22 protein-coding genes are annotated in these 22,980 nt (G+C 37.7%); 6 read left to right on the forward strand and 16 right to left on the reverse strand.

Annotation, left to right across the window (positions count from 1 at the left end):
- Positions 1-244: 244 nt before the first annotated feature.
- The 9 genes from J2756_RS08760 to pdxT all read right to left on the reverse strand — a co-directional run bounded on the left by J2756_RS08760 (position 245) and on the right by pdxT (position 9,358).
- On the reverse strand, positions 245-583 hold the full coding sequence (locus tag J2756_RS08760; RefSeq protein WP_209584747.1) for a P-II family nitrogen regulator: 339 nt from the start codon (positions 581-583) through the stop codon (positions 245-247).
- A 17-nt stretch (positions 584-600) separates the two neighbouring features.
- The gene (locus tag J2756_RS08765) at positions 601-1,824 is read right to left on the reverse strand and encodes an ammonium transporter (protein WP_209584748.1); all 1,224 of its coding nucleotides are present in this window, start codon (positions 1,822-1,824) and stop codon (positions 601-603) included.
- A gap of 563 nt (positions 1,825-2,387) precedes the next feature.
- The gene (locus J2756_RS08770) at positions 2,388-2,726 is read right to left on the reverse strand and encodes a P-II family nitrogen regulator (protein WP_209584750.1); all 339 of its coding nucleotides are present in this window, start codon (positions 2,724-2,726) and stop codon (positions 2,388-2,390) included.
- 63 nt (positions 2,727-2,789) lie between these two features.
- Positions 2,790-4,022, reverse strand: a complete 1,233-nt coding sequence (locus J2756_RS08775; RefSeq protein WP_209584752.1) for an ammonium transporter — start codon at positions 4,020-4,022, stop codon at positions 2,790-2,792.
- 500 nt (positions 4,023-4,522) lie between these two features.
- Positions 4,523-6,022, reverse strand: a complete 1,500-nt coding sequence (locus J2756_RS08780; RefSeq protein WP_209584754.1) for a glutamate synthase-related protein — start codon at positions 6,020-6,022, stop codon at positions 4,523-4,525.
- Positions 6,023-6,036: 14 nt separating this feature from the next.
- Positions 6,037-7,137: a Coenzyme F420 hydrogenase/dehydrogenase, beta subunit C-terminal domain gene (locus J2756_RS08785; RefSeq protein WP_209584756.1), complete on the reverse strand. Its 1,101-nt coding sequence runs from the start codon at positions 7,135-7,137 to the stop codon at positions 6,037-6,039.
- Entirely contained in the window at positions 7,137-7,826 is a 690-nt protein-coding gene (locus J2756_RS08790; protein ID WP_209584757.1) for a GltB/FmdC/FwdC-like GXGXG domain-containing protein, read from the reverse strand. The genes J2756_RS08785 and J2756_RS08790 overlap by 1 nt, the downstream gene beginning before the upstream one ends.
- 48 nt (positions 7,827-7,874) lie before the next feature.
- Entirely contained in the window at positions 7,875-8,792 is a 918-nt protein-coding gene (locus J2756_RS08795) for a glutamine amidotransferase (protein WP_209584759.1), read from the reverse strand.
- Positions 8,780-9,358, reverse strand: coding sequence for a pyridoxal 5'-phosphate synthase glutaminase subunit PdxT (gene pdxT, locus J2756_RS08800; RefSeq protein ID WP_209584760.1), 579 nt, complete (start codon positions 9,356-9,358; stop codon positions 8,780-8,782). The genes J2756_RS08795 and pdxT overlap by 13 nt, the downstream gene beginning before the upstream one ends.
- 488 nt (positions 9,359-9,846) lie before the next feature.
- Between pdxT and J2756_RS08805 the strand changes: the two genes are divergently transcribed.
- Positions 9,847-10,107 carry a hypothetical protein gene (locus J2756_RS08805; RefSeq protein ID WP_209584762.1) on the forward strand — a complete coding sequence of 87 codons (261 nt, stop codon included), beginning with the start codon at positions 9,847-9,849 and terminating at the stop codon, positions 10,105-10,107.
- Between the two features lie 211 nt (positions 10,108-10,318).
- Here J2756_RS08805 and J2756_RS08810 read toward each other — a convergent pair whose 3' ends face one another.
- Both J2756_RS08810 and J2756_RS08815 read right to left on the reverse strand, forming a co-directional pair.
- A complete protein-coding gene (locus J2756_RS08810; protein WP_209584764.1) occupies positions 10,319-11,281 on the reverse strand; it encodes a malate dehydrogenase in 963 nt (320 codons plus the stop codon).
- 234 nt (positions 11,282-11,515) lie between these two features.
- Positions 11,516-12,073, reverse strand: coding sequence for a HEAT repeat domain-containing protein (locus J2756_RS08815; protein ID WP_209584766.1), 558 nt, complete (start codon positions 12,071-12,073; stop codon positions 11,516-11,518).
- A 436-nt stretch (positions 12,074-12,509) separates the two neighbouring features.
- Here J2756_RS08815 and aksF point away from each other — a divergent pair, with 436 nt between their 5' ends.
- Positions 12,510-13,505, forward strand: coding sequence for a homoisocitrate dehydrogenase (aksF, locus tag J2756_RS08820; protein WP_209584768.1), 996 nt, complete (start codon positions 12,510-12,512; stop codon positions 13,503-13,505).
- Between the two features lie 440 nt (positions 13,506-13,945).
- Complete coding sequence (gene fbp, locus J2756_RS08825; RefSeq protein WP_209584770.1) at positions 13,946-15,043, forward strand: fructose-1,6-bisphosphate aldolase/phosphatase; 1,098 nt, start codon at positions 13,946-13,948, stop codon at positions 15,041-15,043.
- Positions 15,044-15,316: 273 nt separating this feature from the next.
- Here the strand turns inward: fbp and J2756_RS08830 are convergent, their stop codons facing one another.
- The 4 genes from J2756_RS08830 to pgsA all read right to left on the reverse strand — a co-directional run bounded on the left by J2756_RS08830 (position 15,317) and on the right by pgsA (position 17,736).
- A complete protein-coding gene (locus J2756_RS08830) occupies positions 15,317-15,964 on the reverse strand; it encodes a DUF434 domain-containing protein (protein ID WP_209584773.1) in 648 nt (215 codons plus the stop codon).
- 3 nt (positions 15,965-15,967) lie between these two features.
- Positions 15,968-16,624 carry a TIGR00153 family protein gene (locus J2756_RS08835; RefSeq protein ID WP_209584775.1) on the reverse strand — a complete coding sequence of 219 codons (657 nt, stop codon included), beginning with the start codon at positions 16,622-16,624 and terminating at the stop codon, positions 15,968-15,970.
- Positions 16,625-16,785: 161 nt separating this feature from the next.
- Positions 16,786-17,022, reverse strand: a complete 237-nt coding sequence (locus tag J2756_RS08840) for a DUF357 domain-containing protein (RefSeq protein ID WP_209584777.1) — start codon at positions 17,020-17,022, stop codon at positions 16,786-16,788.
- 138 nt (positions 17,023-17,160) lie between these two features.
- On the reverse strand, positions 17,161-17,736 hold the full coding sequence (gene pgsA / locus J2756_RS08845) for an archaetidylinositol phosphate synthase (RefSeq protein WP_209584779.1): 576 nt from the start codon (positions 17,734-17,736) through the stop codon (positions 17,161-17,163).
- Between the two features lie 181 nt (positions 17,737-17,917).
- Here pgsA and J2756_RS08850 point away from each other — a divergent pair, with 181 nt between their 5' ends.
- Complete coding sequence (locus J2756_RS08850) at positions 17,918-18,550, forward strand: L-threonylcarbamoyladenylate synthase (protein WP_209584781.1); 633 nt, start codon at positions 17,918-17,920, stop codon at positions 18,548-18,550.
- An 84-nt stretch (positions 18,551-18,634) separates the two neighbouring features.
- On the opposite strand, the gene J2756_RS08855 is transcribed toward J2756_RS08850, so the two are convergent.
- A complete protein-coding gene (locus tag J2756_RS08855) occupies positions 18,635-20,071 on the reverse strand; it encodes a B12-binding domain-containing radical SAM protein (protein WP_245316009.1) in 1,437 nt (478 codons plus the stop codon).
- Between the two features lie 412 nt (positions 20,072-20,483).
- On the opposite strand from J2756_RS08855, the gene radB reads away from it, so the two are divergent.
- Positions 20,484-21,191, forward strand: coding sequence for a DNA repair and recombination protein RadB (gene radB / locus J2756_RS08860; protein ID WP_209584783.1), 708 nt, complete (start codon positions 20,484-20,486; stop codon positions 21,189-21,191).
- Between the two features lie 421 nt (positions 21,192-21,612).
- Complete coding sequence (locus J2756_RS08865) at positions 21,613-22,773, forward strand: pyridoxal phosphate-dependent aminotransferase (protein WP_209584785.1); 1,161 nt, start codon at positions 21,613-21,615, stop codon at positions 22,771-22,773.
- Positions 22,774-22,980 lie beyond the last annotated feature (207 nt).

Raw genomic sequence — 22,980 nt, forward strand, 5'->3', positions numbered from 1 at the left:
CTATTGTTCCACCATCATTTAAATTTTACTTTTTGTGTATCAATATTCACATTTTGTGAATAAATGAAATTCATGATCCTTTAAGTTCGTTTGTTAACATATTAAGTTATTCAAAACAATCCATTCAAAAAAAATAAAAAATAAAAAAAATAAAGAGGGTAAATTTAACTTTCTTTGAAATGATCAAAGATCTCAACCGCCTCCAATTGGACCCGAACCATTTTAAAGAAGTGAATGGGGGCAGTTAAACTGCTTTGTCCCCACTTTCTCCTGTTCTGATTCTCACAACATTTTCAACAGGGGATATGAATATCTTACCGTCTCCAATGTCCCCTGTCTGGGCTGTTTTCACGATGGTGTCAACGACCTTGTCAACATCTTCATTGCTTACTATGATCTCCAGCCTGGTTTTTGGAAGAAGGTCTATCCTGTAATCACTTCCCCTGTAACTTTCAGTCACACCTAACTGTCTTCCCCTACCCTTTACCTCTGCAACGGTCATTCCATGGCAGTGAATTTCTTCAAGGGCTGCTTTCACAATTTCTAACCTGTCCGGTCGTATTATTGCTGTTATTTCTTTCATAGGTACCATACCTCCATTTATACCCTGTAACCTGATTCCTCATGCAGGTTGGTGTCAAGTCCTTCGATTTCTTCTTTCTCATCAACCCTGAGTCCTATTGTTTTCTTGATTGCGTAACCTATTATAAGGGTCATAACGAAACAGTAGGCTGCAACTACTGCAATTGCTACAATCTGAGTCACTATCTGTCCTGGGTTTCCGTAGAGGGCACCTGTACCCAGTGAGTTCACGAATGGAGCTGCGAATATACCTGTACATACTGCTCCAAATGCACCTGAGATACCATGTATACCGAAAACATCTAATGCATCGTCGTATCCGAATTTTGGTTTGAGGTATGCAACTGCAAGGTATGATACGATTGAGGTTGCGAAACCCATAATTATTGATGCTGGTACTGTTACGAAACCTGCTGCAGGGGTTATAACAACGAGTCCTGCAATTGCACCTGATATTGCACCGAGTAAGGTTGGTTTACCAGTTTTGATTACATCCATCATCATCCATGAGATCATGGCTGCTGCTGCTGCTGTGTTGGTTACAATAAATGCTGAACCTGCAAGGCCTCCAGCTGTAAGGGCTGAACCTGCGTTGAATCCGAACCAACCGAACCACAGTAATGCTGCACCCAGTACTGAGTATCCGAGCTGGTGAGGTAAGAGTCTTGTGTCTTTCCTTTTACCTAAGAGGAGAATCAATGCAAGGGCTGCTATACCACAGTTGAGGTGAACAACTGTACCTCCTGCAAAGTCAAGTGCACCGAGCTGAGCTAAAAATCCTCCACCCCATACCCAGTGGGCTATAGGCACGTAAACAAGGGTGATCCAGAGTGGCACAAATGCGAGCCATGCTGAAAATTTCATTCTACCAACAACTGCACCTGCAATCAGTGCAACTGTTATTGCTGCAAAGGTCATCTGGAAGGCAACGTATACCAGTAAAGGTATGGTTGGTGCCAGAGGTGCCAGTGCATCCACACTTATACCGTTCATCAACAAATTGGCAGGATTACCAATTATTCCCATTATATCTGTACCGAATGCAACAGGATAACCGTACACAACCCATATAACACTTGTTATTGAGAACGCTATGAGTGATAAAAATATTGTATTTAATACATTTTCCTTTTTGACCATACCACCGTAGAACAATGCCACACCAGGAACTGTCATTAACATGACCAGTGCAGTTGACACTAACATCCACGCGGTGTCACCAGAGTTAAGAACTGGATCCATAAGTAATTCCTCCTATCATTATGATTATTGTATTTGTCTGATTAATTGTCTTTTTTTAGTTTTTTTTGTTTTTAAATCAGTTTTTTTATTTTATACATTTGATATGTCTCAGATGTCCTTTTAGAACAATTTAAACATCTATTTTGGTATTTAAACCAGCATATTCAATTTAAGACTTCATGATGGTTTTCACCCCTCATGTTTGGTGGTCAACATGAATCGGAGGTAGGAAACATACTTCCGACATATAGAGGTTATATCTTCTCTTATATATAGTTTGTGATTATCAGAAAATGGAATTGTGACTTTATATATCTATATCCTCAATGTGTTATATTTTTTTCAGTACCCTTGGGATGCGGATGAAAAATATTCAAAAATTTAGTATTTATTAGGTGAATGTTCATTTTATGGAGGATATATTAAAAATAAATGAACATATTTTAAATAATTTAAAACTTCATAAAAATTAGAATTTCCATGATTAGAAGGATATGATTCAAAAAAATGGTCTAAAAAATAGTAAATTACCTTTTTGAATAAAAATAAGAAATTGAAAGATATTAAATTGCTTTATCTCCCCTTTCGCCTGTTCTGATCCTTATGACCTCATCAACAGGGGATATGAATATTTTACCGTCTCCAATATCACCTGTTCTTGCGGTTTCCACTATTTTATTGGTTATAGCTTCAACATCCTCATCCTTTGCAACGATTTCAATCTCTGTTTTTGGTAGGAGGTCAACTTTGTAATCTCTTCCTCTGTAACTCTCTGTTATGCCCAGTTGTATTCCTCTTCCTTTCACTTCTTTGACTGTCATACCATGGCATCCTATTTCTTCAAGGGCCTGTTTTACATCTTCCAGTTTGTCGGGCCTTATGATTGTGACTATTTTTTTCATTGATACCACCTCAGAATCTTTCTCTTAATATTCCATTATTGGATACGTGCCATTTATACGTATTTATGACAGTCTGTAACCGGATTCCTCGTGTAGATTAATGTCCAGTCCCTGAACCTCATGTTCTTCATCAACCCTGAGACCAATGGTTTTGTCAATGATCTTGCCAATGAGGAGGGTCATCAAGAATGCGTAGATACCTACAGATACAATTGCAAGGAGCTGAACACCAAGTAAATGTACCTGGCCGAACAACAATCCTCCTGTGGTTATGCTGTTTATCAGGGGGCTTGCGAAGATTCCCACTCCAATACTTCCAATTATACCGGATATTCCGTGTATACCAAATACATCCAGAGCATCATCGTAGCCTAGGCGGGGTTTTATGTATGAAACAGCGTAGTATCCGCATACTGCAGCCACGAAACCTATTACCATGGCTGAAGTGAAGTTAACGTATCCTGCTGCAGGTGTTATTGCTGCAAGACCTGCTATTGCACCAGAAAGAGCACCAAGAAGTGTTGGTTTTCCTGTTTTAACCTTGTCCATAAGCATCCATGCAAGCATTCCAACTGCTGCTGAAGCATTGGTGACTATCATGGCTGATACTGCAAGGTTACTTGCTCCAAGGGCTGAGCCTGCGTTGAATCCGAACCAGCCGAACCATAGAAGTCCTGTACCTATGATGGAGTATCCAAGGTGGTGAGGTAGAAGCCTGGAATTTTTACGTGCTCCTAGTAGTAATACTAGGGCTAATGCGGCCATACCGCAGTTTACATGTACAACTATGCCTCCTGCAAAGTCAAGAGCTCCCATCTGAGCTAACCATCCCCCACCCCACATCCAGTGGGCCACAGGTAAATACACGAGTGTTAACCATACTGGAATGAATGCGAGCCATGCTGAAAATTTCATCCTTTCAACCACAGCACCTGATATCAGGGCTATGGTGATGGCTGCAAATGTCATCTGGAATATGGCAAACAATCCTGTTGGAATGGTTGGTGCATAGGTTGAAAGGGTGTTTGCCTCTAAAACTCCACCGAAAAATGGATTTGCAAGTTGTCCCATAACTCCCCATACATCAGCGCCGAATGCAAGGTCGTAACCGTAGATGAACCATAGAACGCTTACAATTGCGAAGCTGACGAATGATAAAAATATAGTGTTTAAAACGTTTTCTCTCCGGGTTAAGCCCCCATAAAAGAGTGCCACACCGGGTATAGTCATTAAAATTACAAGAGCTGTGGATATCAGCATCCAAGCTGTATCCCCAGAGTTAATACCTGGAATCATTATGTTTCCTCCATTAATTTCATGTTAACCTTAATTTGATCCTGCCTTTCAAGACCTGAATTTAAATGAGCATAAATGACTTGAATAGCAATTGTTTCCTAAATATGATGTTTTACTATACTCCCTTAACTTATGGTTCAATTCTGAACTGGCTTAACCTCCACAGACAGGAAAGGGTACTGTAGGAAAAAGGCATCCGTTTGTTATGGGATATAGGAAACATACTTCCGAAATATTTCTTTTCAATTTATTATATAAATGTTTGTGGTACAATCCAATGGACCAATTAAAACAAGTATTATAATATTTACATCACTAAAATCAAGTTAAATGTAAAATTAATCATGAATTAATCCAAATATTTTAATTTAAGAGGATATTATGACCATAAGATGTGAATTAAAAGGGAATCATTAACTGAAGTGTTGAGTATTTTAATAATAATTGTTTAAAAAAAATATTCTAAAAAAAGAGTTAAAAAAAGGTTTGAAGATCCCTCATCAGTACTTGATTGGGGATTCTAAACCTGCAAGCTTAACACCCGTATAAGCTGAAGCTTCAACTGTTAAAGCCCTTAGATCATCTTTTTCAAGTTTGCTCACGTCTGTGTTACCTGCCTGTTGGGTGAGCATTACAGCTTCCTCAGTCATGGCTTCTATGTAACGCGCAACCCTTTTACCACCTTCCATGTAATCAAGGCGGCGTCTGAGCTGTGGGTTCTGTGTTGCAATTCCTTTTCTGCAGGTTCCAGCGTAACAAGTCTGGCAGACTCTGCAGCCTATTGAAACCAGTGCAGCAGTTCCAATGTAAACTGCATCTGCTCCAAGAGCTATGGCTTTTGCAACATCTGCACCGTTTCTTATACCTCCGGCTGCAACCAAACTAACTTCTTTACGCAGGTTAACCTGTTTAAGGGCTTCATCTGCCTCAACTATGGCTGCTATGGTTGGCACACCAGAGTGTTCCGTTACAACGTCAGGTCCAGCTCCTGTTCCTCCCTGCATACCGTCCACAACAATTATGTCGGCACCAGCCTTTGCTGCAATTTTAACATCGTCACTGACACGTCCAGATGTGAATTTAACCATTATTGGAACCTTCCAGTCTGTTATCTCACGAAGCTGGGATATCTTCATGCTCAGATCCTCTGGTCCAACTATGTCCATATGACGGGCTGGGCTCAGTGCATCTGTTCCCTCAGGTATCATCCTTATACGTGAAACATCTGCTGTGACCTTTTCACCAAGCAGATGTCCGCCCATACCAGATTTTGCACCCTGACCAATCTTTATCTCAATGGCCTCAGAGTTGTTGAGGTACTCTGCTGAAACACCGAAACGTCCTGAAGCATACTGTGCTATGAGTTTTGACGCATATTTCCTCTCTTCAGGTAGCATTCCACCTTCACCAGTGTTGGTTGCTGTTCCTGCAAGTGTTGCACCCATTGCAAGGGCTATTTTGGCTTCTTTGCTCAGGGCTCCGAAGGACATTGCAGCTATCATTATTGGTGTGTCAATGATAAGTGGGTTTTCAGCGTACCTTGAACCCAGCACAACACGGGTGTTACATGGTTCCCTGTACTTGTCTATTGGGGGCCTTGAAACCTGTGCAGGCACGATTGTAATGTCATCGAAGGTTGGTATGACCCTTGTAGCTCCGCATCCACGGACCTTGTATGATCCTTCGCTGGACTTCCTGTTGATCTCAACGAGATCAGAAAGTGACCAGACATTCCTGCGGTCTTCTGGAACTGCATTAACTTCTATTGCATTGTTTGGACACATCTCTTCACATATCCTGCATCCAACACAGTTTTCATGGTGAACTGGGTATGGTTCATCATCTATTATTTCATAAACATCATGAGGACAGTTGTTGTAACAGGAGTAACAGTTCTGACAGAGCTTCTCATCCCTGTTGTCGCACATGTACCAGCAGCAGCCAGGGCGGTCGAAGTTCCTCCTGCAAAGATATTTGTCTCTTTCAACTTTAAACGGCAATTAAAACTCCTCCTTTATTCGTCCTTAACTTTTAGTGATTTAAAAACAGGACATGCTGCATACTTGGTTCCTGATGCCTTGAGTACATCTGCAACATTACCCGTAAGTTTTGCCTCAGGTTTCCATGGTTCAAGACGGCTCTTATCCACCACCATAACTTCATCAACAACGTTCTTGGATAATGCATAATTCAAGAGTGCTGTTGCAACTCCACCATCCTGACCGTTGATCATAGGGGCCTTTGCAGACACTACTTTGATGTAATCGCCTAGAGGCTTTTTATCATTCTCTTTGTTCAGTAAATCATCTGTTACGTAGGTTCTGGGACATGCAACGTAGCAGAGGTTGCATCCTTCAGGACATTTTCCCTTGATCTGTGGTTTTCTGTCATCTATGGATATGATGTTCTCAGGACACACATATTCGCATGCTCCACAGAGTACGCAGGCACCAATGTCAATAACATCACATTTGAGGTCTGAAAACTGACACTTTGAGACTTCTTCTTCAAAATCGTCACGTGAAATTGGTCTTCTGTAGATAACAGGCCTTGCAACCTTTTCCCGTTTCATTATTTCTTCTTTGTTATCCTTCTTTTTTTTGTTTGCAAGTTTTTCAATCAGTTTAAGTCCAGATTCGGTAATGGGCTTTGTTTCGATGTATTTGTCCTTTTCAGCATTTTCAAGAAGTTTTAATCCTTCATCTGTTCTCACCACAACTGTTGACCAGCCGTCTTCTGATCCAACTGATCCAACGGATACATCTGAAAGCTCTGATGTGAAGTCCATGCAGATGTTGCAGCTTTTACGGCTGCAGGTTTTTGCCTCATCAAGTGGTATCTTCACCAGACGATCCTCTGTCAGGAAGAACCAGGCATAACCTTTTTCAACCCTGCATTCAACAACATCCTTCATATCCACATCGTGCTGTTTAAGAAGCTTTTTCATGTAGCTGTAGGAGAAGTTTTCCATGCAGAAGAGTCCTATTTTAAGGTCCACGGGTGAGTCTCCAAGGTACTCCTGGAAGCTGTCCATCTTTTTGGCAGCTATTATCTGACATGGAGTTCCAACCATTGCAACCCTTTCTCTTTTAGCAGTACTCTGGTTTTCTGTCATTATCCTTCCTCCGATTTTTTACCATAGAAAGGTCTTTTGCTTCTTGGAACTATCTTCTTGAAATCATCGTACTTCTCATCTTCAAGGTCAAATTCGTACTTGGTTAAAAGTTCTTTGAGTTCCTTTTTATCCTCTTCGTTTACCTTCTTAACTTTAGCATTTTTTCCGAGGCTTTTAATGTTTCCAAGAACGTAGATAACTCCTCTTATTATTGATTCACCTGCATCCTCTGAGATATCTCCGAGTACAACTATTCGGCCACCCATCATGAAAAGTCCGCTCATGAAACCTGAACTTCCTCCAACAATGATGGTGCCGTTTTTCATTATCTCGCCAGTCCTTGAACCAACATCCTTTCTTACAACAACTGTTCCGCCATAAATTCCCTGTCCAACCCCGTCACCGGCTGATCCATCAACTATAACTTCCCCATCAGTCATGTTGTCGGCTGGGAACCATCCTGCATTCTCAGTTATGTGTATTTTTGCCCCATGTATCATGGTACCCACGAAGTAACCTGCAGAACCATTTATAACAAGTTCAACAGGTTCTGTAAGGCCTGCAGCCAGATAATGCATCGCATTAGGATTTTTAACAGTGACTCTGTCGTATTCTGTTGCAGCTTCCTTTATTGCCCGGTTAACTTCTCTAGGTGTTTTGTGATTAACATCAATTTCAAATTCCTTCATTAAAATCACCTGAAACTTTATTAATTTGAATGTATCTTTTTTTAGAGATTAAATGGTGTAGGCCCTGGTTTCTCCTGGTGCTATCTGTTCAACGTTGTGTGTGTCCATGACTTCACGAAGGGATACTTCTTCTGATGCTATTGCAAAAACATCATCATTTTCAGCCATAACACCTGGTCTAAGTCCAAGCTGATCCTTTGCTATTCCCACACCGTTAGGTGTTCCAACTATGTATGAAAAAGGTCCGTCCATATCTTTAACTGACTGTTCAAGGGCTTCTTCAAGTTTGTAACCTTCTGAAAGTTTGTCTGCCATGTAATGAACTATACATTCTGTATCATTGTTGGTCTCAAATATGTGTCCTTTCCTCTCCAGAGGATCCCTTATCTTCCAGTAATTGGTTATCTGGCCGTTGTGGACCACTGTGATATCTGGTATGATGTAACTCTGGAATGGATGTGCATGGTACCTGTCCACGATACTTTCGGTTGAAAAACGGGTGTGACCTATTCCATGGGTTCCCATTTTGGATGATGTGTCATACCTTGCAGCTATATCCTTAACAAGGCCAACATCTTTTATCATTTCAAATGAATGAGCTCCATTGAGAACCATTACATCTTCTATTTTGTCTATTTCCATTATAAGTGGCTTAAGTGCTCCAAATGATTTAAGAGCAATTTTGCACCGGTATATAATGTAATTTTCAACTGAAGGAATTATTTCCTCACTTTTTATGGGCGTAACTGTGTTCACAGTACTTTTCACAGCTTCAAGAAGACCTGGTTTCTCTTTAACTTCAATGTTTAAGAGGTACTCGTTTTCTTCTAAACCAAGACCTCCGTATATTGCGAAACCTGCAGAATCTGGTCCTCGGTGTTGTAGGGCATCTAACATTTTGGTTAATGCATCCCCTACAGGGTGAAGCTTTTTATCTTTAAAAACTACTCCTGCTATTCCACACACTTTAATACCTCCTTTATGAAGTACTCATGAATTGTTGTATCGTCTGTGAGCTCTGGATGAAACGAAGTTGCAACATGATGTTCATATGCAACTGCAACTATCTTACCATGGAGTTTGGCAAGTACATCCACATCAGCGCCTGTTTTTAGGGCGTAGGGTGCTCTTATGAACACTCCTCTGTACTTACCTCCAAATATTTCGATTTCATCCTCAAATGAAGCTTTTTGACGGCCAAATCCATTTCGTTTAACTTTCATATCTATTAATCCGAGTAAAGGCTGTTCATAATCACTTTCTTTAGATAGGAGCACCATTCCAGCACAGGTTCCCATAACAGCTATTTTTTGATTTACTATTACATCCATGATACCTGTTTCTTTCATCAGTTTACCGATAACAGTACTTTCTCCTCCAGAGATAATTATTCCATTACATTCTGAGACTTCAGTTGCTGTCTTTACTTTTAAGACCCGGGCTTCAACGCCCATTTTATCTAAAGTTCGTTTTGTGATTTCAAAATGTTCAGAAACGTCTCCCTGTAAATCTAAAATTCCTATAGTTATCATTTCAATGCCTTCCATCGGTGTGGTTATTCTATGTATCTCTGTTATTTTTTTAGGTTGATAATATTTGAAAAGCGTATTATATAAATGTAGAGGAAAGGAATTTCCGAAAAGATTCAGGAAAATGATCTATGTCTGAAACATACTCGATTTAATTGAAAATTTTTGTACAATGTTCAGAATTTAGACTTTTGTTTATATTATAACTGAACAATTATATAAACTTTTTTCTGGGGTAGTCTGTACAGTTCATGATGCAGATCTTGGGTCCATGTTTGAAGATCCACATATTAGGAACTCTATATTTAGCATGATTTTTTTTGCAGTTTTCCATTTTTACGATAGTTTAATATAGCCCATATGAACACAATATTTTAAAATTCGAAAAAATGGGAATAGATAAATAGGTGATAATATAAAAAATAAAATTACTAATAGATGCTAACCCTATTTTTTCCACGGTATATAATACCGATAAAGGAGGATTCATTATGGAAAAAACAACGATTGCTTTAATAGCAATAGTGATAATTTTGGTTGCAGGTGTGAGCTACATGTTTGGTTTGTCCCAGAATACAGGAAATTTAAGCCTCAACATATCAAACAACACAACAAATGACTCTGGATATTCAGATAATATTAATGATAAAACCAGTTACACCACAAAAACATCCACAACCACTAAGAAAAATACCACACACACAAACACAGGATCAAATGACACAAGCGATAAGAACAATACTGTTGTATGAGCATTGTCTGATTTGAGAAAATATTATGAACTTTTTAAGTTAATGAGCATTGATGTTCAGATCCTCAAAATTCAGATCATTAATATCATTCAGCCCATTTAATTTTCTTTCTAATCTTCTACACATTTTTTTTAATATCCTTTTAAAAATAGAATCTCCCAAAAATCAGCATGGAATGTTATGAAATTTTTTTTAGAAGAAAATTAAGGAATTAAAGGATTTTAAAGTCCTCGTCCAGGCATTCCAGAACTTCATTGGTTGATTCTTTAACAGCTTTAGCAGCCTCTAAAAATGCCAACTTTTCATATTCGCTCATTTTTATGGGTATTATTCTTCTAATGCCATCTTTTCCAAGTTTAACAGGAACACCTAGGCACACATCTGGAACACCCTCTATCTCGCCCTCGAGGTAGGCGCTGACTGTTAATATCTTTTTTTCATCGTTCAAGATTATGTTAACGATGTTGGATACTGCATAGGCTGGTCCGTATTCTGTTGCACCTTTTTTGCTTATAACGTACTCTCCTGCGCTTTTTACCTTCTCTATGGTTCTTGCAATGTCGAATGAATCGTACTTGGAGAAGTACTTAAGCAGTATTCCTCCAATGGATGTTGAACTTATAAGTGGAACCATGTGGTTTCCATGTTCACCAACAACCCTTGTGTGGATCTCACTCACGTGGATGTTGAAATGCTTTGCTATCTGATTTTTGAGCCTCAAGGAATCAAGATGATTACCCAGACCAAAAACTTTGTTTTTATCAAAACCCGATGCCTTAAAGGCTATGTAAGTCATGACATCAACAGGATTTGTTACAACAAGGAGCACGGAGTCTGGAGCATATCTTGCAACTCCACGGGAGTATTCTGCAACTATCTTTGCATTTGGAACAGCAACATCCATTCTGTTCATGCCTGTCCTTCTTGGAATTCCAGCACTGAGTACAACAACATCTGAATCCTTTATATCTTTCAGATCGCATGATGGGGTTATTGAAACGTTAACATCTTTTGCAGCAAGGGCGTCGTACATATCAAGAGCTTCACCTTCCACCTTATCGATACTTTTTTCTCTTGCTATGAGTACAATCTCATCCACGAGATTTTCTTCGGCCAAACAGAATGCAGCAGTCTTACCAACTTTTCCTGATGCACCAATAACACTAACTTTCAATTAAACACCTCCGTGTGTTTACTGGATTAAATTTATCAATCTTTCTCAAATAATATTTACATATCAAATCTAATTCATAGATGCTATTAATTCTGATCCGTATATGGTTGATGATCTGCACCGTAAAAAAAAGATTCTTAAAAAAAAATGGTAATTAAATAAAATAGTTCCTTTACGCATATGTTAAATTGATTCAACCTTTAAAATTGGTTCAACATATGAATGTGGTTTGGATTAAACTTTTTTCAGATAATTCTCAGCTATCCTTCTTACAAAACTACTTTTATCATTTAAGGCCTCTTTAAGAGGTTCCTCTGCTTTTGCATCTCCAATTTTACTCAAGCCCCAAGCTGCTCCTCCCCGCACAAAACCGCTTTCATCATTCAAAGATTTTATCAGGGGATCCACGGCCTTTTTGTTTCCTATTTTGCCTAAAGCCCATGCTGCTCCTCCTCGAACACGCCAATCTGCGTCATTTAAGACTTTTATCAGGGGTTCAACTGCAGGATCACCCATATTACCAAGGGCTCCTGAGGCTTCTCTTCTAACCCACTTATTTGGATCATTCAAACTCTGTATAATCGGTTTTATGGCTCGTTTATTTTTGATGATTCCAAGAACTCGTGCTGCACCCTTACGGACATTTTTATCTTCATTATCAAGGGCATTTATGAGCTGATCCACGGCAGGTTCACCAACCTCTTCAAGAAGTTCCATAGCTTGTGTTTGAACCAGTTCATCCTCATCTTTTAAGGTATCTATAAGCCTTTTAATGTTGCTTTCCCGTTCCATTCGTACCACCTTAAAGCCTTAAATATTTCCATGCCAGTAAATCCATTCCTAAATTTCAACAAACTAAAACTATATGAAATGTTAATTAGGTAAGGTAATGAAAAACACATTTAATTACATTTTGTTATTCTTTCTTTTTCTTTTCAAATAAAGTTTTCCATAACCTAAAGTTGAATTGAAAGGAATCCAATCTTAATTCCATTTTTTAAATCAAGATTCTGCAATTCCAATTTAAACCATTTGTTTCCATATTAAAACCAATAAAATCATAAAAACTTAAATCAATAAATAAAGAAGGTTATATAAAAAGAATATAACCCTAACTATGAAATACATTTAAGACTCGTCAAGGATTATCTGTTGAAGATGAGTCCAATATACCTCTTAGACCAATCAACAATATTTATTAAGTTATATTCAAATAAAAAGTGATTTTATGTATAAATTAACTGTTATACCTGGAGATGGAATAGGGCCTGAAGTTATGGAAGCAGCACTCCATATATTAGATGCCTCAGAAATTGATTTTGACTATGAAACTGCCAATGCCGGCAACGAATGTTTCAAAAGAACTGGGAGCACCATACCCCAAGAAACAATTTCCACCTCAAAAAAGTCAGATGCAACTTTATTCGGTGCTGTTACCACCGTACCTGGACAAAAAAGTGGAATAATAACCTTAAGAAAGGAACTGGATCTTTACGTGAATTTAAGACCTGTTAAATCATATGAAGGAACTCCTTATCTTTTTAAAGGCCTTGATTTTGTTATAGTAAGGGAGAATACAGAGGGGCTATACTCTGGAGTTGAAGAGTACACAGAAGATGGTGCAGATGCCCTACGTGTTGTAACTAGAATGGCTTCTGAGAGGATATGCAGATTTGCATTTGAATATGCCCGGAAAAACATGAGAAATAAGGTCACTGCGGTGCACAAGGCCAACGTACTTAAAAAGACAGATGGAATTTTCAGGGATATTTTCTATGATGTTGCTCGAGGTTACAATGATATAAAATCTGAAGATTTTTACGTGGATGCAACAGCCATGTACCTCATAACCAGACCTCACAGCTTTGATGTCATGGTCACAACCAACCTTTTTGGTGACATACTCTCAGATGAAGGGGCTGGACTTGTAGGAGGATTAGGACTAATTCCATCAGCAAATATTGGGGATAATAATGGATTATTTGAACCTGTGCATGGTTCAGCTCCAGATATCGCTGGAAAGGAAATTGCAAACCCTTCAGCCATGATACTTTCAACGTGCATGATGTTGGACTACCTTGGGGAAACTGAAGAAGCCCAGAAACTTGAAAAAGCATTAACTGATGTTTTGAGGGAAGGTAAGGTTGTCACACCGGATCTAGGGGGCAGTGCCTCAACCATGGAGATGGCGGATCGTGTTAAAAAGATATTTGAAATACTTTAATCATTAAAAAAAAACATTTATTTGCTAATATAACACACTTTTGTATACTATTTTCATTAACCAATCCTTTTTAACCTATTTATACTATTTAAAAGAATTTATATCCAAATAATTTTTCTTAGAAATTCCCAAGCAATGAGTTCAAATTGGGATAATTTTTTTAATACACAGATCATAGGGACAATGTGGAAAGATTTGTAATTGCAGATAGCCGAATATCTATTTCGTTATACATTGCTGTAAAGTTGGATGTATAGTAAATTTTATATGGCTGCCAAATCATAAGTTCTTCCATAAGTAAACTTGATATAAGTAGATTTAACTGCTTTTAGGTCATTGAACTTAAAATTTATTAATGATTTTTCATTACCTAAAACACGATGATCAGTGGTCTAAATGCTGCTTAAAAGAATTTTATGATTTTTTTGGAGGTACCAAAAATGAAAACAACGATTAGTGTAATAAAAGCAGATGTTGGTAGTGTTGCAGGACATGCAGTGACTCATGAAGCACTGAAACAGAAATGCGACTCATTACTGGCAAAAGCAAAGGAAGAAGAACTTCTTGTGGATTATTATATAACCAACTGTGGTGACGACATAGACCTTATCATGACCCACACAAACGGTGAAGAAAACGAAGAAGTACATGAACTTGCATTCAACGCATTCATGGAAGCAACAAAAGTTGCAAAAAGCATGAAACTCTACGGTGCAGGTCAGGACCTTCTATCCGACACCTTCTCCGGTAACATCAAAGGAATGGGCCCAGGATGTGCTGAGATGGAGTTCAAAGAAAGACCATCCGACCCTGTGTTTGTATTCTGCTGTGATAAAACAGAACCTGGAGCATTCAACCTCCCTATATTTAGAATGTTCGCAGACCCATTCAACACAGCAGGACTCGTAATAGACCCATCACTCCACAAAGGATACGAATTTGAAGTTTTTGATGTTATAGAACACAGAAAAGTTAAAATGGCATGTCCAGATGAAATGTACGACCTCCTAGCCCTCATAGGCTCAACTGGAAGGTACGTTATAAAACACGTTACAAGGAGAAGCGACAACGAAATAGCTGCATCCATAAGCACAGAAAGACTTAACCTAATGGCAGGTCAGTACATAGGAAAAGACGACCCAGTTGCAATAGTAAGGTCACAGTCTGGTTTCCCAGCAGCAGGAGAAGTAGTTGAACCATTTGCATTCCCACACCTGGTTAGTGGATGGATGCGAGGTTCACACAATGGACCGTTGATGCCAGTTTCATGGGCAGATGCTCGCCCAGTGAGATTCGACGGACCACCAAGGGTTACAAGCCTAGGATTCCAGGTATCCGATGCACAACTCATTGGACCAGTGGACATGTTTGATGATCCTGCATTTGACAGGTCAAGAAACCTAGCATCTGAAGTTGCTGAATACATGAGAAGGCACGGTCCATTCGAACCACACCGATTACCAGCAGATGAAATGGAATACACCAGTCTTCCGGGTGTGCTTGAAAAATTAGAAGAAAGATTTGAAAAGATGGAATAATTTAGAATTCAAAAATTTAGAAGTTAAATCTTCTTTCTAAATTTTTCATTATTAATTTCTTTTTTTAAAGCTGCGTTTTTTTATATTTCTCAATTTAATTGAATTATTTTAAACTCAAAATCACTTAAAAAACCATTTTAATTTTTAAAGGATTTAAAAAATAAATGTAATTGAAATAATTTAATGAAAAATAGAAATTAATAGAAATGTTATTCCAATTTTATAATATATTAATGTATTTTCTTAAAATTCAATTTTTTATCTAAATCAAGTTTATCTAACTTTTCTCAAGATTTCACAGGGTATATCAACCACCCTTTGGATTTTATCAATAACTGCACTGTCACTGGTTGCAACAATGCCTCCAGTATCTTCAGATAACGTTACAAGTTCAGAATCAACATTTTTAGATGTTACTGCATCTCCAGAAACATTATTGGCCTTTAAAATATTTCTTGTAAGCTTTGAAAGTTCTCCACTCTGGCTTACAGGGCTGTCGTATAAAAATTTCACAAAGTAAGGTTTGTAACACTTTAAAAGGAGAATAATCTGGGTTAAAGCAGTTTTTGTTGTATCGTTGATCCTGTACTTTCCAAAAACAGCATTAACATCCCTTAAAAATCCATCATCACAACTTACAAGGGAGGGGTAACCTGTGCATATGCTTTCAACTGTTATTAAAACGTTGTATCCATCCACAAAAACAGTTTCATCCTTCACACGAGATATGTCAATGATTTTTTTTCGTCTTAATAGGGATACTTCCCTGGAAAAAACTTTTCTTGCCAAGTAATTTCTCTCATGGATGTTAAGAAGATATCTGTCTGAAACGAATTTCAGAGCCCCCTTCTTTCTGTAACCCCTGTCTAATAGATACCTTAAATCGTGCACTGCTTCTGGGATTTTTTCTTCAAAATCCATGTTTCATCCTTTTCTTTTAGCCACGATGATTAAAACACGGTCTGATGCATCTTCTGCCCTGTCAACTACATTTCCAAGGCGCAATACAGCACTTTTAAGTTCGAGAAGTGTTAAGATACCAAATTCCTTGTTTCTGTAAGAATCGTAGAGTTTTCTGAGGATTCTTCTCTCAATCCTGTCAACTGCATCTTCCATTTCCTCCAGTTCATGGGCCTTCAATATTGTGGCTCGCAGATCCACATCAAGAAGCTCTATGCAATCCTTCAGAATAGCCACAGAATTCAGGACTCCCTGTGTTATTTCCATGAAGTCTTCCTGGAATTTCTCAGGGAACTGGATTCTGCTGAGGCCTATTCCATATGCTGCTTCCTGTGTTATGTCTGCAACACCATCAACAAGTTCTGCAAGAATTATCCTATCTTCCCTGTCGAAGGGTAGGAATGCACCGTCATAAAATTCAATTTCCATATTTCTCCGGATTATGTCAGCTGAATGCTCGAGCTGGGATATTTTTTCAACTTCCCCATCCAAAGAATCGAAATCATTACTGTAAAAAAATTCCATGAGCTTTTTGAGCCCCTGAACACATTCATAAACAAGTTCAACATGTTCTTTTGAATGTTTTTCAACTTCTGACTCTTTTTTAAATAGTTTTTTCATTTTATCCCCAGTAACGTTTTAATCCAAATAATCAGGGAATAATTCCATCTTAAGTAATTTTACTCAATCAGTTTTTACTTCAACACGATGTTTCAGTGTGTTTAAAAAATATTCATACACAATATTTATACATAACTATAGGTTTTGAATCCACTGAGAATTCATATGAGGTCATGAAGTATGCGCACAGCATCAAGAAGTCCATGTGCATAGGTTATACACCCAAATGCAGTCATTTGATCCTTTTTTTCAAGGTAGTAACTTGTATCCTGGCAGTAGCTTCGTGCCATTTCAATGATCCTTTCCTCATTTCCATGAATTTCTATGGATTCTAATTCTTTTATATTTTTTGCAAATAACTCAATATCCTTCTTTATCCTTTCAACATCCCCATACATTCTACCACATCTGCTTTAATTTCTTTGTTATGATCCCATGAGTTTAAATGGATCCCCTCATTCTATCAAAAGATTTAACTCAAAAATAAATAAAAAAAATCAATTCTTCATAATTCCATTTTAAATTTCACACAACCATCACTGGCCTTTCAGTTCCTTCCAGGAATGATAAACTCTTTGTAAGACTGTTAAATATCCAAGGACCATTATAAGAACAACCGCTCCATAAAGGATCAGGTTCTGATGGAATATAGCACTTAAAAGTGCTCCTGCCACTATTATGATCAGGCGTTCGGCCCTTTCAGCGAATCCAACACTGCAGTTGATTCCTTCAGCTTCAGCTCGGGCCCTGACGTAGCTTACAGTTAGGGAAGCATGAATTGCAAGGGCACCAATTAGGGGATTCACAAAGCCACCATAAATTATACCGATGATTATTGCTGCATCTGCAAATCTGTCTGATGTGGAGTCTAAAATTCCTCCAAATTTTGTTTTAGATGAATTGTTTCGTGCAACAGCACCATCAAGCATGTCAACAAAACCGCTCAGAAGTATTAGGACTGCTCCAAGTAGAAGATCTCCCAGTGCAAACATGACTCCTGACATGATACTCACAATGAGTCCTAAAATGGTTAGTACATTGGGGTTTACCTTCATTCTCTTGGCTAGGGGGTCTATGAATTTCTTGACATTGGGTCGCAGTCTGTTCAGCATACCTCTAGTTATAGATGGAGGTAGATATATACTTTTGATTCGGATTTCAAAGTAGATTTATCAGTGTGCACTTGGGAATTTAAAAAAAAAATATATGGGTCATTTAAAGCAATTAACATATTGAAATGTATACAACACTTTTTAAAGCAATTAAAATTTAAAGAAATTAAAAGATGATGAGATGGAAATAGTTAAAATAAACCCTCAAGAACCTGAAAAAGCTAAAATTGAATATGCAATCAATATCTTAATGGATGGTGGGGTTGTTGTTTACCCCACAGACACACTCTACGGTATTGGGGTTAATATATTCAATGAAACGGCTGTTGAAAAGGTTTTTAATATTAAAAAGAGGTCGAAATCAAAACCCCTTTCAGTTTGCCTTTCCAGTATTGGAGACATTTTTAAGGTAGCTTACATGGACAGTTTAACTGAAAAAATCGCAAGAAACATTCTTCCAGGACCATTTACATTGATATTGAACAAGAAGGAAAATATCAGCACGGTTTTAACTGCAGGTGAAAACAAGATAGGTGTTAGAATACCTGATAGTAAGGTGTCCATGGAACTTTCACGTAAATTTCCAGTAACAGCTACGAGTGCCAACATATCCGGTATGAAGGCTCCAGAATCTCTAGAGGGAGTTTATAATCAGCTTGGTGAATCAGTTGACCTAATTTTAGATGCAGGAAGGCTTGAAAAGACCCTTCCGTCAACAGTGGTTGATATGACCTGTAATCCACTCAGAGTACTTCGTAAAGGTTCAGGGGTGGAATTATTTGAAAAGGAGAATACTGAAAATAGTAACATATAAAAAGTTTTCAGCTTCAACTAAAAAAAGATGCGATATTAGGTAAAGTAAAGTATAAAATGGAATAAAGACTAAGATCTGATTTATTTAGGGCATTTGTTTGTTTATTTCATGATACCATCCTTCACTGGTTCCTCCATTAAGTTTCGGAAGTATAAAACTTCTAAAAATGGTTTCAACCATTACTTTGAACATGTATTTATGTTCTAAGAGATACTTTGGCCGTGTATAAAATTTTAAGTAGGCTTTTGCCAGTTTTCGTTCCACAAACTTCTTGCTCAGCCCTATATTTTCATACTTTATAACAGATTTCAGAACAGTGTATTTATCCCAGTTTTCTGTGTCCAAAAGTTTTTTATCCTTAAGTTCATGGTATATGGGTGTTCCTGGAAAAGGAGTCAATATTGAGTATTGGCTGTAATCTGCATTCAATTTTATTGAAAAATCAATGGTTTTATCAATTTCATCAGCAGTTTCTCCTGGAAATCCCAGGATGAATGAAGTTAAAACCCTTATACCTGCATCTTTTGCGGATTCAACTGCGTATTCTGCCTGTTTTAGGGTGATTCTCTTTTTCATGAGATCCAAAACCCTCTGTGAGCCGGATTCAACTCCATAGTAAAGGGTGTTCATACCCGAGTCCTTCAATTTGGCAAGCAAATCTTTATTAACCATGTCAACCCTGGATGATGCAACATAGCTCACATCAAGTCCCCTTGACTTTATCTCGTCGGCTATTTCACCGGCACGTCTTTTGTTCATCATGAATGTGTCATCGAGGAAGGCTATATTTTTAATTTTGTACTCGTTTGTGAGCTCCTCAACTTCATCCACAACATTTTCAGGGCTTCTTGAACGGAATTTTTTGCCCATTATCAAGGACGATGAGCAGTATTCGCATGAATAAACACATCCCCTACTTGTGATCATGTCTCCTTCCTGATCCTTTGAAACTCCGTAGGCATGGAAGGGTACAAGATGCCTTGCAGGAAATGGAATAGAATCAAGATCTACTATTAATGGTTGGGTTTCTCTTATTTTAATTGCATTCCTGTCGGGGGTTCTGTAAACTATTCCCCTAACATTTTCAAGACCTTTAACTCCATACTTTGAATAATTTTGTGCAAGTTCAACAACTGTTTTTTCACCCTCACCCACAACAACCAAATCCAGAAATTCATTTTCCTGTAGGGTTTCAAAGGGGATAAAGGTTGTGTGTGGACCACCTATCATGGTAAGTGTGTTTGGAAGTGTTTTTTTGATCTTTTCAACATATTTCAGTGCCTTTTTTATGTTGGATGTGCTTGCTGTAAGTCCCACGATCATGGGATCCATCTTTGAAACCAGTTGTGTAACCTTTTCTTCACCCATCTGCATGATGTCATCATCCAATATTTTAACGGACATCAATGCCTTTTCAAGGGATGCAGCAAGATACATAAGATTTAATGGCGGAACTTTAAATCCTAAACAATTTTTCACGGCATTTTCATCACAGGGATTTATTAAAACCACGTCCATCATTTTTCACGTCCTGAATCTTTTAAATTTAATACCAGCCCTCCATATGTTCCAAGTTAAAACAGAACCTTCCAAATTTTATCTTCATAAAACCTGCAATCTTGTAAAGGTGGATGGTTTAACTACATTTAAATAAAAATCTGCAGTGGATTTACAAATTTTCTGGTTTTAATATATCTTTTATGAAATTTAAAAATTTTTTTATTAAAATTCAGATAAAAGATTAGAGCAAATCTATTTTTATTGAGTTAACACATCTACTTATAAGAAAGTTAAAATCAATAATTATTATAAAAAATATAAATATTATTATTGAGTTGCTTATGAAATTTGAATTAAAGTTAATTAAACTTAATTAAACAGGTTAGTTAATCATCAACTTGATTTAAAACTAAATTTTAAAGGGAGTAATATATTGAAAGTTCTATCCAACCTAGAAGAAAAGAGCAGAATACCCACGGGATCACCCATAGATAATATAATGGGAGGGGGTGTTGAAAGAGGATGTCTCACCCAGTTTTACGGCCCTCCAGGTTCTGGTAAAACCAACATAGTTCTTCAGCTCATTGTACAGTGCGCAAAAACTGGAGGTAAGGTCATATTTGTGGATACAGAAGGTGGATTTTCAATAGAAAGGGTAAAACAAATATCAAACGGAAATTTTGATAGTTTAGCACCTAATATCATGATCCTTGAACCCACAACCTTCAAGGAACAGAATGAAGTTTTGAAAAAAATTGAAAACAGCATAGATTCTGGAAAGGAAAAGGTTGAACTTGTTGTTTTGGATTCTGCAGTTGCACTCTACCGACTGAAGGATGGTGAATCCAAACAGATGAATAGAGAGCTTGGAAAACAGATGGGAAGACTTTCAAGGATTGCAAGGAAAAATAATGTTGCAGTTGTAATAACAAACCAGATATACTCAATTTTTGATGCTGACGGTACCGATGGTATGATAGAACCTGTTGGAGGTACAATACTCAAGTACTGGAGTAAGATAATGGTTGAAGTTGTGAGGATAAACGGCAGTGGTGAACGTTTTGCCGTCTTGAAAAGGCATAGAAGCAGGCCTGAAGGATTAAGGGCGCGTTTCAGGATAGTTGATCACGGCCTGGAATAACCTTCCAGATCAATTTTTTATACTTCAGTAACCTACTCATCATAATTTTGTCCTATTGGTGATGATTTTTTTTTATTGAATAACTAATAAATTTATAAAATTAAAAATGAAAGAGTAAACCAAAGGTAAGAAAATAAGGAATAGATAATTTTAAATCATGTCAATACAAATAGAAAAGAAAGATGAATTAACCCTACAAATATTTAGATGTTAATTGAATACAAGAGGATAGATTTTAGAACTATTAATAGAACTGCTGAAAGTTTAAATTTCCAGTTTTAAGGGCTATTTAACTAAATATTGAAAAAAATAGTTTGTTTAAAAGGATAAAGAAGTAAATTCGAGCCTTTTAATAATTCTAAGGATTATCTGCTTTTTTAAGATAATTTTATAGATATGATACGATTGTGTTGTGAGATGTATGATTTCACGGAAGAAGTATGCAAAAACTGCAAAGATGATACCAAAGGGTTTTAAAACACCCAACGATTTTTTCAATTACGTTTACAACGACGAAGACATGATCTGGATGGGTCAAAACACCAACCACCTTCATGATGAAAACGGAATTATGAATGCCATGATGGGCAGTATCAGAAAAAGAAATTACTGCAAATACCCACCTCCAGAAGGATTTCCTGAGTTAAAGGAACTGGTACTGGAAGATCTTGGGCTTAACGATGGCAGGTTTGATATTCTAATAACTGCAGGTGGTACAGAATCCCTTTACCTGTGCACCAACGATATTCTGGAGCCAGAAAACAACACCATAACCTGTGATCCAGGTTACCTCATAATAGACAACTTCGCAAGCAGGTTCGGGGACCATGTAAAATCTGTTCCAATCTACAACAAGGAGTGCGGCTACAAACTCACACCGGACCTTGTAAGGGAGAACATGGATGATAACACCAAACTGGTGGTGCTGGTTGACCCACTGAATCCCCTTGGATCATGTTACACAAAGGAGGAGTTAAAGGACTTTGCGGATCTTGCAGAGGATAATGACATTTACCTTTTACATGACATCACCTACCGTGATTTTGCAAGGGATCACAATTTGATGGCCAAGTACGCACCTGAACACACTGTCACTATATACAGTTTCTCCAAGATCTACGGAATGGCCGGCATGAGGATAGGTGGAATCATTGGAATACCTGAGATCATAAGCTCAATAAGGAGTATCGTGATAAACGACCTTGGAACCAACGTTGTTGCACAGCACGGTGCAATAGCAGCCCTTAAAACCAAACCAGATTGGCTTGACCACGTAAGGAACACCACCCGCGGCAACCAGAAGATAATCAAGGAAGCAGTTGACCAGGTTGAAGGAGCATTCATTCCAGTTTATCCATCAGACGGTAATATGATGGCAATAGATCTCTACGATGCAGGTATAAAACCAATGGATGTTGCAGATTACCTCCTTGAGAGGAAGATATTCACAAGGGAAGGATCCTACACCAGCAAACTATTCGGACACAGATACCTGCGTGTGAGCTATTCAATACCACGGGAACAGGTTGAATACTTTGGGGAAGAGTTCCTAAAGGCCATTGATGCTATAAAATCTAAATAAGATTTTATTTTTTTATTTTTTTTTAAGATATTTATTTTTAATATTTCCACTAAAATTTCTATTTTTTTCATTTGAAAAATAGGAACCATTAGAAGTATCACTTATTTTTTAAAAATCATTATTTTAATATTTATTTTAATTTTACACAGTTAAATATCACTTATTTAGTTTATAGCCTGTTTTTTAAGGATAAAAACTTAAAATAAC

It is taken from the genome of Methanobacterium aggregans (assembly GCF_017874455.1).
In the GTDB taxonomy this organism is placed as follows: domain Archaea; phylum Methanobacteriota; class Methanobacteria; order Methanobacteriales; family Methanobacteriaceae; genus Methanobacterium_C; species Methanobacterium_C aggregans.